Genomic DNA, 14,241 nt, shown 5'->3' on the forward strand with positions numbered 1-14,241 from the left:
CCGAAAAATCGACCTAGTTTACCGAAATTAATTTTACTTCAAAAATAAGTGCTGAACCTCCAGGGATAGGTCCCATAGTGTTATCTCCGTATCCTAAATGAGCAGGGACCAAAAGAATACCACTACCTCCAGCTTTAAAATGAGGAATACCTTCTGTCCAACCTTTAATAACTTGATCCAAGCCAAAAGAAATTCCTTCAGGACCGCTTTGGTCAAATACGTTTCCATTAGTAAAAGAACCTTTGTAAGCTACGGTTACATTTGATGTTGCTGTAGGTTGCGCTCCAGTTCCAGGTTCGTTAATTACATAATATAAGCCTGATTCACTTTTTTCTGCCTTTATATTATTTTTGGCTATGTAATCGGTGATTTCTTTGTCGTTTTTAGCAACGTTATCAACAACTGCTTCTTTTGCAGGTTCTGTTGTTGCTTCAGTTGTTGCTTCTTTGTTTTTGTTGCAAGAAATAAGAAGAGTCAAGGCCACTAGGGCAGATAATAGATGTTTCATAGAAAAGGGTTGTTTTTTTAAAGCGCAAATATAGTAAAAACCGATACTGATTTTTTGTTAAAAACTGAATTCGATTATTACTGTTTCCTTTTCTTTAATGATGGCAAAAAAGCAAAATCTCTCTCTTTAGCCCCGATAGTAGTGAAAATCCTTGTTTGCCGGGGTTCGGCAAACAAGATTGCAACGGATAGCGGGACGATGTTGCCTAAAAAAGCCAAATCTTTCTGCTCCAAAATTTGCAATAGAATTAAGATTTAAAATCCTTCTCCGTCATTAAAATAGAATGTTTGAGAATCGCGTCCCAGTCCAAAATTGACGATAAAATTGGTCAGAGTGTCTTTGTCAAGGAGGACTCTTAATCCTACTCCAATAGCGGGCTGGATGGATTCGAATAATCCGAGATTTTTGTCGACATCACTTGCCGTTGTAGCATTGGCAAATACGGTTCCGCTGATCATTTGATTTTTGGTAATTGGGAAACGATATTCGCTTTCAAAATACATAAGGTTTGTACCTCTAAAAAGTCCTTGAATATACCCTTTTCCACTACGGCTGTTTTGATCCCAGCCAATAGCAGGAAGATTCAAATAGGGGAGTTTGCCGCTTGCCAAAAACTGGCCATAAGCCCAAAAGCCTAAAACGTATTGTTTGTTTATTTTGCTAAGAGGTATAAAATATCTGGATTCAAGCAATAAAGTGGAACTACTGTGCCTATTAAGATTGGTTTGCGGATTGTAGCGGTAATTCATGTTTAGAAACAAACCTTTATTGGTGTTTATTAGGTTGTCCCTAGTGTCGTATATCAAATTTAGACTCATCCCATTGACCGCATAATTCTTGTTACTGAAACCATATTTTTTTGAATAATTATAATGGTAGGTGTATTGTCCATTGGCAACATCCAAAAGTTTATCATCTATGTTGGAATAACTGTCAAAGTGGATTCCAGCTCCAATAAAAAATGAAGGAAAGATATTGTAGGAAACCGTTTCATGAAATTTAAAGTAATTGTAATTCATGGGTTGCTCTATAGAACTAAAATTAAAATCTTTGAATTCTGAGCCCCAAGGGATAATATCTGTTCCTAGACCAAAATTGGATTGTGAGAAAATATAATAACGAAAATCACCGCTAAAGTAGAACTTGTCATTGCTGATGTACATATTGTTTTTTAAATAAGTCAGAACCTGTTTTTGGGTACTATAGGAAGCTCCTCCAGACAGTAATGAGATTTTGTTTTCTGGCTTTATTTTGAAACTAAATTGGCTTATAAATCCAAGGGTAAAACCATTTGCTGGCTGGTAACCTAATGTGGGGAATGCAATTAAATTTGTTTTAGAATCCGGTTTGCTAATTTTCAGGGTGTCTTCTTTTGTAAATAGATCAACAATTGAGCGTAGTGGGCGTTTTTTTTCTCCTTCTATTTTCTCTTCTTGCGAAAAAGCAGCTTGAGAATAAATAAGAAAAAAAAGAAATAAAATTCTCAATTTCAGAATATTTGTAAAAGTCATAAGGAAGTTTTCGCTTTAACCAAAACGTTTATTTAGATTTTGCTAAATCAATTCTTTAAAAAAACAAAGCATAAAACTAAACAAATTTTTGTTGTAACGATTTAATTTAAAGTAATAAAACTGTTTTAATACTTGTTTTTGAATCTATTGGCTTAAATAAGAAGCAAGATATTAAAAATGAAATCCAAATTTGACCGAGGCTTCAGGGTTTAGCAGAGGTAAATTGTATTCTTTGTTGTCCAGAGTGAATTCATCGTTGCCTGAAACTTTAAGACTTAAACCTGCCCAAGGCGAAATATAAATATTTTTGTAAATCGTGAAATTGTAACCTAAACTTCCGTTTAATAAAAAGTTTTCGAAGTTTTTTGCGGCATTGCTACTATCGCTTTGGATATCGCTTTTCCAGTACACGGGTCCGCCTCCAATCCACCAGCCTTTCCAATTGTCTTTCCAATTGTCTTTCAAAAAACGATCCAAAACGACCGCATAAGCTTTTATGTGATGATTGGTGAAACCCTCTTTGGTTGTGAAGTCTGGTTTGTTGACATCGGCCAAAAGTGCTCTTGTACGCCATTTACCTTTACCCACCCAAACTGCTCCAAAATAACCTCCCGTGGCATAAGGCAGAACATCGAGTTCTAATCCAAAATTCCATTTGGAAGTTGTTTGATTGTTTTGAATAGAATCTGGAGTCTTTGCGTTTTTTGACTGGGCTTGCAATTGTATTGAAAGTACTGTAAAAACAAGTAGTATTGCTTTTTTCATTGATGAAGTTTATGAATTATAAATTTRATAAAAAATACATAAAACCGTTGGCATTTTCAAAGCAAAAGCCACAACAAAATTAAATTTTGTTGTGGCTTTTTTTGTTTTAAGAGATTGGCTTTACCTATCTCTATCTTTTATGCTTGCCTTAATTTCTACTATTCTTTTCTTCGTTAATTCTTCTAAACAAGAAGAATAGATTAAAGGCTGAATGCTTCCACCTTCATATTGGGAAGCTTCGAATTTGCAATGTGAATCGCGAAATTTTACCCAATCTTTTTCTGCTTGAATTAAGAATGTCTTTTCATTTTGATCAAGCATAGTCATTAGTTGTTTGTACACTTTGTTCAGTTCTAAATCTGCTTTTTTATAATTTGTATTTGCTGTTGCATTCATTTCTCCCTGTGTTTGAGCAAATGAATTGTTGCAAAAGAATAAAAGAAGTAGAACAATGAAATAATATTTTTTTGTCATTGAAAAGAAGTTTTCGTTACGAGATAAGAATGAGGAAGAAGTCGAGAGCCTTTATACAACGGAGACTTCTCATTCCAAAGCTCTCAAGGGGTATAATACTAAAGCGACCTGTTTTAATTCTTATTCAGTCCGAAATAGTTATTGGTTTATTTTAGATAAGTTTTGCTAATTAATCGTTTATGAGTGTTGCAAATTGACCACGGATAATATATTCCTAGAGTGATAATTGTTAATAGTAATTGCCCCCAGATGAATAGGAAGTCATTCATGTCATCGTTATCAAATCCAAATTCTCGTTTTATTTCTCCATTATTTGCCACTGTTTTTTCTGTGAAATATTTATATAATTTTAGGACAGCCATTGGCATATAAATCCCAAATGTAATAATTGAAAGAAAAATTTCTAAAGACATTTTACCACATGAATTCCAAAAATTAGTGTCCCATGATATATTGTAATTTTTGAAATCAATATTTACAGTCCATTTATAAACAAAATACATATAGGGTATTAATACTATAAACATAATTATTTGCTGAATGTATGGGATATAAGCTGGCATTTGTTGACCTGTATAATTCATTGCGAATTTTACCAATATAATCATCATTATAATCATTGGTAAAATAAGGGTAAATGTTATTATTTTAAATAATTTCCCACCTTTCCCTTGAAATGTAAAAGAGTTTGAATCATATGATGAATTGTCAATAAAAAAGCTATGCATATTGCGTATAAACCAGGGCATGTAAATACCAAGGGTTATTATGGATAGGAAATAACCTAATATCATTTGTCCAATAAATTCACCAAACGACCCACCAAAAACTATTGATTTTTCTTTATAGGTGATATGTTCTATTATTAGTTTTGAAATATAAAAAATTATAATAAATGCAATTAAAAACAATACTAAAAACATTGGAAAAATATAAAGTTGAGGTGTTCCTCCAAGCTGTATATTTTTCAGGCTTATAATCAAAAAAACATATGGTGTAATAAAACAAGCATAAAAAAGTAGCCATATAGGCAATAGTTTTTTCCCTGTTAAATTGAAGTCAAAATAGTGTTTCATCATTTTAATTGTTGGTTAATTGTTAGTAAATTTGGTTTTTCTATAGCGAATTAGTTGTAGTTTGCTCGATAATAGAGAATAATTGTTTAAATAAACAATTATTCTTACAGCGAATATAAAAGAAACTATTTTACAAATCATAAAAGAAATGCTTTTTTTGGAATTTTATTCTGACTAATGGAAAAGATTAATTTTCATAATAAAAAAAAACTCCAATACTTTTAGTCGTTATTGGCTAAAAGTATTGGAGTTTTTTAGTATCAGTGAGTTTTACTTCTGTTCAGGGATTTATCCCTCCAGCTTCGCAGAAAGTTCAAACCATCTTTCCTCTTTGTTTTCAATTTTCTTGATAATGTTTTCTAGTTCCTTTGCTTTCTTTTCAATATCAGCATCGGCTACTTTTCCCTCCGAGAATAACTGCTCAATTTTGGTTTTATCAATTTCCAGGTCCTTGATTTCTCTCTCAATTTTCTGAAATTCTTTTTGCTCGTTGAAAGTTAGGTTTCCTGTCGGATTGTTTTGTTTCCATTCTTTTTTCTCCGTTTTGTTGTCCTCTTTTTGGGCAACATCGGTACTGTCTTCGTAAGCTCTAAAGTCGGAGTAATTTCCAGGGAACGTTTCTATCTCCCCCTGACCTCTAAAAACGAATAACTGATCGACGATTTTGTCCATAAAATAACGGTCGTGTGAAACCACCACCAAACATCCAGGATAGTCCAAAAGGAAGCTTTCCAATACGTTCAAAGTCACAATATCTAAATCATTCGTTGGCTCATCAAGAATCAAAAAGTTAGGATTCTGAATCAAAACCGTACACAAATACAGACGTTTCAACTCACCACCACTCAGTTTTTCTACATAATCATATTGTTTTTTGGCATCAAAAAGAAAACGTTCTAACAATTGCGAAGCCGAAATCAATCTGCCTTTCGTTAACGGAATAAATTCTCCGTATTCTTTGATTACATCGATTACACGTTGTCCCGGTTTTGGGTTAATTCCGCTTTGGGTGTAATAACCAATTTTGATTGTCTCTCCTATAACTACTTTTCCACTATCCAATGGCATAGTTCCTGTCAAAAGATTCAAGAATGTAGATTTTCCAGTTCCATTTTTACCAATAATTCCAATGCGTTCGCCACGTTGGAAATCATAATTGAAATTATCGAGAATAACGTGATCTTTAAACTTTTTGGAAATTTTGTGAAGCTCAATAATTTTGCTTCCCATACGTTCCATATTAATCTCAAGCTCCACTACATTTTCTTTTCTGCGACTTTGGGCTTTTTCTTTAATGTCGTAAAAATCATCCTGACGCGATTTTGATTTGGTTGTTCTCGCTTTCGGTTGGCGGCGCATCCATTCCAATTCTTTGACAAATAAGTTTTGTGCTTTATCGACACTCGCATTTTCCGAAGCAATACGCTCTTCTTTTTTCTCTAGGTAATAAGAATAATTTCCTTTGTATTGGTATATTTTTCCGTTGTCCAATTCAATGATTTCGTTACAAACACGCTCCAAAAAGAAACGGTCGTGCGTTACCATAAACAACGTGATATTTTCTTTGGCAAAATAACTCTCCAACCATTCGATCATTTCCAAATCCAAGTGATTCGTTGGCTCATCCAGAATTAATAAATCGGGACGGTTAATCAAAATGATAGCAAGAGACAAACGTTTTTTCTGTCCACCCGAAAGGCTTTTTACTTTCAGTTTAAAGTCTTCTAACTTCAATTTGAACAAAATTTGTTTGTATTGTGTTTCAAAATCCCAAGCATTATGGCGATCCATAGCGTCAAAAGCTTTTTGGTATGCTTCCTCGTCTTCTGGATTTTCCAATGCTTTTTCGTAAGCCTCAATTACTTTCAAGCTCTCATTGTCCGATGCAAAAATACTTTCCTCAATCGTCAATTCATCCTGCAGTTTATTGTCCTGTGACAAAAAAGCCATTCTGATGCTTTTTCGGAGCACAACCTGTCCTGTATCGGGTTCGTCAAAACCATTGATGATGTTCATAATGGTCGTTTTACCCGAACCATTTTTGGCGATAAAGGCAATTTTTTGATCTTTGTTGATTCCAAAGGAAATGTCTTTGAACAGCGTGCGCTCCCCAAAAGATTTTGATATGTTTTCTACTGATAGATAATTCACAAGGCTAATTTTTTTGCAAAAGTAAACTATTATAACACTATTAGCGAATAGTTTATTTTGAAACGTGAATTAACCTATAATAATTCAGCAATTCAATAGTTTATTGACTTCAACTATTTAGCCTTTTTTTTCTTTTTCAAATAGGGACTCAAATCGATTTGGTGTATTTCCTGCGGATTGTAGATAAAGTTATTTTTTGTAGCTTCGTTCGTTACGTAAAATAACAGTCCGTTTTCGGTAGTGATTGCTTCTATCTGATGGAATAGTAGCGAAAGTTTAATTTTTCTTTTATTTCCGGTCGAAAAATCATTGTTTTTATAGCCATACAAAAGATAAACAAAAGGTTGTAGAAAATGCGAATACCCACACAAAACAACACCTTTTTCTTGAGGCAATAAGGTTGCACCAGTTATCAAGCCTTCCACATTCAACGTTTCTTTTAGTTTTGCAATATGGGTTCCGGGGTTTTTGGATAAGCTGTACACACCTGTTTTCTCGGATTCCCACTGTTTAGTAAATAAGTAAATGCTGTCCTTCGAAACGACAAATGCTTCACAGTCAAAATTGGTAGTGTTTGCCTCTATTTTAGTATCAAAATCGTTTTGGTTGCTATACGAAAATGAGATGGTGTCAATCGCGGGAGTCGGATTTAGGATGGACTTTTTTTCAATTCGCAAAATGTATAAATCTTTCCGGTTTCCAGCGATATTGTTTCCAAAATCTCCTATGTATAGATAGGAGCTGTCCTGTGAAATTTCTTCCCATTCGTTGTTTTTTACTCCTTCAAGATTGATTTTTTTCTTGATTTTTCCTTTGGTATCCATTCCATAAAGCGTAGTGCTCATGTCGTCATTATGTGTCCATAATAAATTTTCGGAAGTAATCAAACCCGAAGTTTCCGCAATGGAGTCACTTAGTTTTTTGGTAAATTTCACCCTGATTTTTGTGGAAACATACTCACAACTTCCATCATTTTCGGTAGCTTTTGGATTAAAGTTCTTAGCAAGACTATCTGTACATCCTTTGGTTTGGGCGTAAGAAACAGACACAAACAGAAAGAAAAGAATAAATATTTTTTTCATAGTGCTATTCAGTTGAAAATCAAAAGAAAGATATTAAACAAAAACAAACAATCCTAGATTTGATGGATAAAAAGGATTTGGAGCGAATGATTGGGCTTTTTCGGGAAAGATCGTTCCCGTTTTTCGTTGCAATCTCCCGAGAAAAATCGGGAGGATTTTCACTACTATCGGGGCTAAATAGGTTTTATTGTTTTTGATATTTTTTTCTTCAGCAAGCTTGTCGGCGCTTAGTAATAAGACTTAAATATACTTATGCAACTTATATGTTTTCAATTTTCATTATATTTGAAAAGCTGAAAAATTATTCCTTTTCTATAATACCAACCAAAATGTATGGGTTTCATCAAGCGAAATTTACTTCTGTTTTTTTTTGTTACTTCTTCATTTTCTTCTTTTTCGCAGAAAATAGATTTTAGAAGTGATAGTTTGGATATGAAACAGATTCTGAAAAGTATTTTTATAAAAAATGATACCGCAAAGAAAAAAGAACCAAGTAAAGTAGCCTTTTCTTTAATGCCCGCTCCTGATATGAAGAGTTCAGAAGGAGGGCTTGTGGTGTCGTTTGTAACTACTTTTTTTTTGGATGAGAATCATGAAACCACCAAAATGTCCGAAGTTTATTTTACTCCAACCACTAGTTTTACGGGGCAATATTCTTTTCCCATACAATCTTATATATATACCAAGGACAATAAATATAATTTTATAGGCGATTATAGGTATATGATCTATCCGCAGTTTACGTACGGTTTGGGAGGCAATAGTTCAAAAGATCCACAATCGGAGGTGAGTTATCAGCAAATTCGGTTTTATCAATTTGTGACCCGTAAAATAAAGGGAGATTTTGGATTGGGCTTGGGTTTTCAATTAGACAATTATCAGCATATTTCGGAAGATTCTGAAATTTCGGAGCCAACTGATTTTAATAAATATCAGGAAGGGGATTACTCTGATGAACTTTCCTCTGGAATTGCTTTTCAGGCTCTGTATGATTCTCGTGATAATATTTTGAACCCAAAAAAAGGATATTATTTTGAGGCCGATTATCGGATCAATTCCAAAGCTTTTGGAAGTCATACGGAATGGAAATCAATATATATAGATGCCCGAAAGTATCATTCGTTTAGTACTACTCGCCATAAAGTTTTGGCTACTAGAGCTTTTTATTGGGCTGTTTTTGATGGAAAACCTCATTATTTGGATTTGCCAAGCATCGGTTGGGATCGTTATGGTAAAACGGGTAGGGGATTCACTCGCAACCGTTACCGCAGTAACTCTTTATTGTATTTGGAAACAGAATACCGTACTGATATTACCAGAAACGGTTTTCTTGGAGCTGTTTTTTATGGTAATTTTTCTTCAGTATCAAATTTAGACACCTATCATTTTGATAATTGGACTCCCGCAGTAGGGACCGGTTTAAGGATAAAATGGAATAAAATCAATGACTGTAATTTAGCGTTGGATTTTGGTATTAGCAAAGATGATTGGACTTTTAGGGTTGCGCTTTCGGAGAATTTCTAATATAGTTTTCTTGTTCTGTCTTTTGGGTTGTATTTAATATTAGCAGAATTATTTTGTACATTTGGATATAAAAAGAGACTGTAATGAATATTGGTAGAAAAAATAATCATCACGAAAAAAAATCAGAGATATTGGAGGAACCAAAAGTAATTTATGGTACGGAAGAGGATTCTATTGTTTCAAGTGATTCTGAAATAATGAATCCAATTCTAGAGAAATTAATTTCAAAAAGCATTCAGGACGCTAAGGAGGGAAAAGGAATTTCCAATGAAGATATGAACCAAAAGATAAAACTGAAATATCCATTTTTAAAATGAGTTACAGTTTTAGGTGGCAATCAATTGCTGAATTTACTTATTTTGAAGAGATTGATTTTATTTTACTCAAATGGAATGGAAAAGAAGCTCAGAAATTTAAAAATTTAGTTGATGAAAATTTATTGCGATTGTCTAATAATCCTTTAATCGGAATTTATAATAATGAATTAAAAATATACTCTATCCTTATTTCAAAACAAACAACTTTGTATTATGGCTTTGATGAGAATACTGAAATAATAGATTTGTATGTTTTTTGGAATAACTCAAAAAATCCAGTTGACTTAATTAAGTTGCTATAATTTTTTTTTAAAATGCAACTATCCGTAATCATCCTCAATTATAATGTTCGCTATTTTTTGGAACTATGTGTATTAAGTGTAGAAAGCGCTTTGAAAAACATAGATTCCGAAATTATTATGATTGATAATAACTCTCAAGATGATAGTTGCGAGATGATAAAAACTCGTTTCCCAAATGTCAAACTAATTCAAAATAGCCAAAATGTAGGTTTCCCAAAAGGGAATAATATTGGTGTAGCTGAAGCCAAAGGGGATTATATCTGTATTCTGAATCCAGATACAGTCGTAGCCGAAGATACATTTGAAAAAGTACTTGCATTTGTCCGAAAACAAAAAAACTTAGGTATAGTAGGTGTAAAGCTGATTGACGGCTCCGGTAATTTCCTTCCAGAAAGCAAAAGGGGGATCCCTACACCTTGGGTGGCCTTTACCAAAATTACCAGTCTGTATAAACTATTCCCAAAGTCTCATTTTTTTAATAAATATTATGCCCAACATTTATCCGAAAATCAAACAGGAGAAGTTGAAATTTTGGTAGGCGCTTTTATGATTCTTAAAAAAGAATTGTTTGATGAAGTGGGCGGTTTTGATGAAGATTGCTTTATGTACTCAGACGATATTGATTTGTCTTATATGGTATTGCAAAAAGGAAAAAACAATTATTATTTTCACGAAACAACTGTGATCCACTATAAAGGAGAAAGTACAATTAAAGATGGTACTTATATGAAACGATTTCAAGAGGCAATGGAGTTTTTCTATAGAAAACATTTTCAGGTTTCTTATCTTTTTTCTGCTTTTATGAAAATTGGAATTGTGTTTTTTTCTTTAATAAAAAGAATTCAAGGCAGGTCTAAAACCAAATCTATCCCTAAAAATTATTTACTCGTATCGGCATCTGTTGCATTGGCAAAAATAATAGCTCTTCTTGTCCAAAAAAAGGTTGATTTTCTCGATTTGAAAACAGAAAAAGAGGTAAATTTGTCATCAATTTCAATAAGAAATGGGTCACAGATTATTCTGGATAATGAGTTTGTTTCCTTCAAAGAATGCATTAATATTCATGAAAAGCATAGAAACAAAGGAATTACATTTAGAATTATTCCCAAAAATGCAAATTTTATCATTGGAAGTGATTCTTTTAATGATAGAGGAGAAATTGTAAAAATCAAGTAAAAATTACATTTAGTGAAATTTATATTGATATTATTTAGTAATTTCGCAAACTGAAAATCAAAATCACCTTTTAGATTAACAATATGGCAAGATTTGAATTAAAGCTTCCTAAAATGGGAGAAAGTGTTGCAGAAGCAACCATCACAAATTGGTTAAAAGAAGTTGGCGAAAAAATTGAAGCGGATGAAGCCGTTTTGGAAATTGCGACTGATAAAGTAGATTCTGAAGTTCCATCGGAGGTTTCAGGTGTTCTTGTCGAAAAATTGTTTGGAAAAGACGATTTGGTTCAAGTGGGACAAACCATTGCTATTATTGAAACAGAGGGTGGAGATGTTGTATCTACAAGCTCAGAAGTTGCTCCGGCAATTATTGAGGAAATTCAAAAATCTGTTGAGGTAGCTAAAGAATCAGTTTCAGCTCCCGTTAGTTTTTCTGAAAGTGATAAGTTCTTTTCTCCATTGGTAAAAAATATTGCAAAAGAAGAAGGGATAAGTTTAGCAGAATTAGAAAGCATTGTTGGTTCTGGAAAAGAAGGACGTGTGACTAAAGATGATATTTTAGGTTATATAAAAAATAGAGGTTCTCAACCTGCAACTGTAGTGGCGACACCAGCTAAAGCGGTTGAAGCTCCAAAAGCTGTTTCAGTGGCTACTCCATCACAAACAGTTTCGCCTGTTTCTGTAAATGGAGGAGATGAAATTGTGGAAATGGATAGAATGCGTAAATTGATTTCGGGTTATATGGTAGCTTCAGTTCAAACTTCGGCTCACGTACAATCATTTATAGAAGTTGATGTTACTAATATTGTAAAATGGAGAGATAAGGTTAAAAACGCTTTTGAAAAAAGAGAAGGTGAGAAGTTGACATATACTCCTATATTTATGGAAGCAGTTGCTAAGGCACTGAAAGATTTTCCAGGTATGAATATTTCTGTAGATGGTGATTTTATCATTAAAAAGAAAAACATCAATCTTGGAATGGCTGCAGCTTTACCAAATGGAAATTTAATTGTTCCTGTTATTAAAAATGCAGATCAATTGAATTTGGTAGGAATGGCAAAAGCGGTTAACGATTTAGGGAACCGTGCAAAAATGGGGAAACTAAAACCAGACGATACTCAAGGAGGAACTTATACGGTTACTAATGTGGGTACTTTTGGAAGTGTTTTTGGTACTCCAATTATTAATCAGCCACAAGTAGGTATATTAGCGCTGGGAGCTATCCGTAAAGTACCTGCGGTTATTGAAACTCCGGAAGGTGATTTTATAGGTATCCGTCAAAGAATGTTCTTGTCTCATAGTTATGATCATCGTGTAGTTGATGGTGCGTTGGGAGGAAGCTTTGTGAAAAGAGTAGCTGAATATCTTGAAGCATTTGATGTAAATAGAGATTATTAATTCAGAATAAATTGAAAATGGACCCGACAAATTTTTATAGTTTGTCGGGTTTTCTTTTTTTGACATTTTTACGATTGACTTTAAATGAAATCAATACCAAATCTTTATATTTGTACCAATTCAAACACAAAAAATGGAACTAAAACTCAATAAGCCAATTTGTTTTTTCGATCTTGAAACTACAGGAATTGACATAGGAAAAGATAGAATTGTGGAAATATCTGTTTTTAAAGTTTTTCCAAACGGAAATAAAGAAAGCAAAACATGGTTGGTAAATCCAACGATTCCAATTCCACCTCAGTCAACCGCTATTCATGGAATAAGCAATGAAAAAGTGGCCAATGAACCTACGTTTAACGAACTGGCTCCTCAGGTTTATAATATGATTAAGGACAGTGATTTGGCAGGATTTAATTCGGACCGTTTTGATATACCATTATTGGCAGAAGAGTTATTGAGAGCTGGAGTTGATTTTGATATGAAAAATAGAGTTTCAGTAGATGTGCAGACTATTTTTCACAAAATGGAAGAGCGTACTTTGAGTGCTGCTTTAAAATTTTACTGTGGAAAAGAGCTTGAAAATGCCCATTCAGCCGAAGCAGATACTATGGCGACTTATGAAATTTTAATGGCGCAATTGGATCGTTATCCAGAATTGGAAAATGATATGAAGTCTCTGTCTGAGTTTAGTACCAGAAAAAAAATAGCAGATTTTGCAGGAATGATAGCTTTTGATGCAGACAATGAAGAAATTTTCACCTTCGGAAAACACAAAGGAGCTAAAGTCGATAAAATTTTGGAAACAGAACCAGGTTATTTCAGTTGGATTCAAAATGCAGATTTTCCTCTGTATACCAAAAAAGTTTTAACAGCTATAAAATTAAGAAAATTAAATACGAAGTAAGTTTCTAAGTTTCTGAGTCTCTAAGAATCTCAGAAACTTAGCAACTCAGAAACTTAAAAAAAATGAAAATAATCTGCATCGGTAGAAATTATGCCAATCATATTGAGGAATTAAAGAACGAACGTCCTTCGGAGCCAGTTGTTTTTATGAAACCGGATTCGGCTATTTTATTAAAACAACATCCTTTTGTAATTCCGGAATTCTCGGAAGATATTCATCATGAAATTGAGCTTATTGTAAAAATAAGTAAAGTTGGGAAGTATATTGAGCCTAAATTTGCTCATAAATATTATGATGAGATTAGTGTTGGAATTGATTTCACGGCAAGGGATTTACAGGCGAAATTGAAAGAAAAAGGACTTCCATGGGAAAAAGCTAAGGCATTTGATGGCTCGGCGGTCATTGGAGAATTTTTACCTAAAAGCCAATTTGTTTCGTTAGAAAATATTACTTTTGAATTAACGAACAATAATGTTACGGTACAAAAAGGGAATTCCAACATGATGATGTGGAATATTGATGAGTTGATATCGTATGTTTCTCAGTTTTTTACTTTAAAGATTGGGGATATTATTTTTACGGGAACACCAGAAGGAGTTGCGGCAGTAAAACCAGATGATGTTTTAGAAGGATTTTTAGAAGGACAAAAACTATTTAGAATACAAGTAAAATAATGGCTTTAAAATATAATTTAGCAAAAGTGTACGCACTTTCGGATAATGATCCAGAGTTTGTGAATGAAATTTTGAATTTATTTGTTACAGAAGTTCCTGAAGATTTGATGCAAATTGGAGAGGGAATTAAAAACAAAGATCACAAACATACTTATGCCTTTGCTCATAAATTGAAACCAACATTAGATTTGTTGGGATTAAATGTGGCATTCGAGGAAATTCTGCAAATAGAAGCTTGGACCAAAACAGAAGGTAAAAAGAAAGAAATAATCGAGACCTACAAAAGTGTTAAGACTCAGGTTAAAGATGCTATTAAAGAGTTGAGAAAAGATTTTGATCTTTAGTTTGACGTTTTAATTTTTTTATAAAAGGATAAGACA

Annotated in this window: 15 protein-coding genes; 8 read left to right on the plus strand and 7 right to left on the minus strand. The window is 33.3% G+C overall.

Annotated features, from left to right (window positions below; all coding sequences use genetic code 11):
• Positions 1–13: 13 nt before the first annotated feature.
• The 7 genes from AC1DY0_RS12210 to AC1DY0_RS12240 form a co-directional block, all read right to left on the minus strand.
• On the minus strand, positions 14–508 hold the full coding sequence (locus tag AC1DY0_RS12210) for an FKBP-type peptidyl-prolyl cis-trans isomerase (RefSeq protein WP_477188876.1): 495 nt from the start codon (positions 506–508) through the stop codon (positions 14–16).
• 254 nt (positions 509–762) lie between these two features.
• A complete protein-coding gene (locus AC1DY0_RS12215) occupies positions 763–1,995 on the minus strand; it encodes a BamA/TamA family outer membrane protein (protein WP_477188877.1) in 1,233 nt (410 codons plus the stop codon).
• 195 nt (positions 1,996–2,190) lie between these two features.
• On the minus strand, positions 2,191–2,784 hold the full coding sequence (locus AC1DY0_RS12220) for a hypothetical protein (protein ID WP_477188878.1): 594 nt from the start codon (positions 2,782–2,784) through the stop codon (positions 2,191–2,193).
• A 120-nt stretch (positions 2,785–2,904) separates the two neighbouring features.
• On the minus strand, positions 2,905–3,258 hold the full coding sequence (locus tag AC1DY0_RS12225) for a lysozyme inhibitor LprI family protein (protein WP_477188879.1): 354 nt from the start codon (positions 3,256–3,258) through the stop codon (positions 2,905–2,907).
• Between the two features lie 146 nt (positions 3,259–3,404).
• Complete coding sequence (locus tag AC1DY0_RS12230) at positions 3,405–4,337, minus strand: DUF898 family protein (protein WP_477188880.1); 933 nt, start codon at positions 4,335–4,337, stop codon at positions 3,405–3,407.
• 285 nt (positions 4,338–4,622) lie between these two features.
• Positions 4,623–6,485: an ABC-F family ATP-binding cassette domain-containing protein gene (locus AC1DY0_RS12235; RefSeq protein WP_477188881.1), complete on the minus strand. Its 1,863-nt coding sequence runs from the start codon at positions 6,483–6,485 to the stop codon at positions 4,623–4,625.
• A gap of 113 nt (positions 6,486–6,598) precedes the next feature.
• The gene (locus tag AC1DY0_RS12240) at positions 6,599–7,567 is read right to left on the minus strand and encodes a T9SS C-terminal target domain-containing protein (RefSeq protein ID WP_477188882.1); all 969 of its coding nucleotides are present in this window, start codon (positions 7,565–7,567) and stop codon (positions 6,599–6,601) included.
• Between the two features lie 333 nt (positions 7,568–7,900).
• Between AC1DY0_RS12240 and AC1DY0_RS12245 the strand changes: the two genes are divergently transcribed.
• The 8 genes from AC1DY0_RS12245 to AC1DY0_RS12280 all read left to right on the plus strand — a co-directional run bounded on the left by AC1DY0_RS12245 (position 7,901) and on the right by AC1DY0_RS12280 (position 14,205).
• Positions 7,901–9,091, plus strand: coding sequence for a BamA/TamA family outer membrane protein (locus AC1DY0_RS12245; protein WP_477188883.1), 1,191 nt, complete (start codon positions 7,901–7,903; stop codon positions 9,089–9,091).
• Between the two features lie 83 nt (positions 9,092–9,174).
• Positions 9,175–9,408, plus strand: a complete 234-nt coding sequence (locus tag AC1DY0_RS12250) for a hypothetical protein (RefSeq protein WP_477188884.1) — start codon at positions 9,175–9,177, stop codon at positions 9,406–9,408.
• On the plus strand, positions 9,405–9,710 hold the full coding sequence (locus AC1DY0_RS12255) for a hypothetical protein (RefSeq protein ID WP_477188885.1): 306 nt from the start codon (positions 9,405–9,407) through the stop codon (positions 9,708–9,710). Before AC1DY0_RS12250 ends, AC1DY0_RS12255 begins: the two co-directional genes overlap by 4 nt.
• Before the next feature lie 12 nt (positions 9,711–9,722).
• A complete protein-coding gene (locus tag AC1DY0_RS12260; RefSeq protein ID WP_477188886.1) occupies positions 9,723–10,886 on the plus strand; it encodes a glycosyltransferase family 2 protein in 1,164 nt (387 codons plus the stop codon).
• 83 nt (positions 10,887–10,969) lie between these two features.
• The gene (locus AC1DY0_RS12265; RefSeq protein WP_477188887.1) at positions 10,970–12,283 is read left to right on the plus strand and encodes a dihydrolipoamide acetyltransferase family protein; all 1,314 of its coding nucleotides are present in this window, start codon (positions 10,970–10,972) and stop codon (positions 12,281–12,283) included.
• 133 nt (positions 12,284–12,416) lie between these two features.
• On the plus strand, positions 12,417–13,187 hold the full coding sequence (locus AC1DY0_RS12270) for an exonuclease domain-containing protein (RefSeq protein WP_477188888.1): 771 nt from the start codon (positions 12,417–12,419) through the stop codon (positions 13,185–13,187).
• 62 nt (positions 13,188–13,249) lie between these two features.
• The gene (locus AC1DY0_RS12275; protein WP_477188889.1) at positions 13,250–13,861 is read left to right on the plus strand and encodes a fumarylacetoacetate hydrolase family protein; all 612 of its coding nucleotides are present in this window, start codon (positions 13,250–13,252) and stop codon (positions 13,859–13,861) included.
• Entirely contained in the window at positions 13,861–14,205 is a 345-nt protein-coding gene (locus AC1DY0_RS12280; RefSeq protein WP_077376360.1) for an Hpt domain-containing protein, read from the plus strand. Before AC1DY0_RS12275 ends, AC1DY0_RS12280 begins: the two co-directional genes overlap by 1 nt.
• The last annotated feature ends 36 nt before the right edge of the window (positions 14,206–14,241 follow it).

The organism is Flavobacterium sp. P1_E4 (assembly GCF_056405915.1).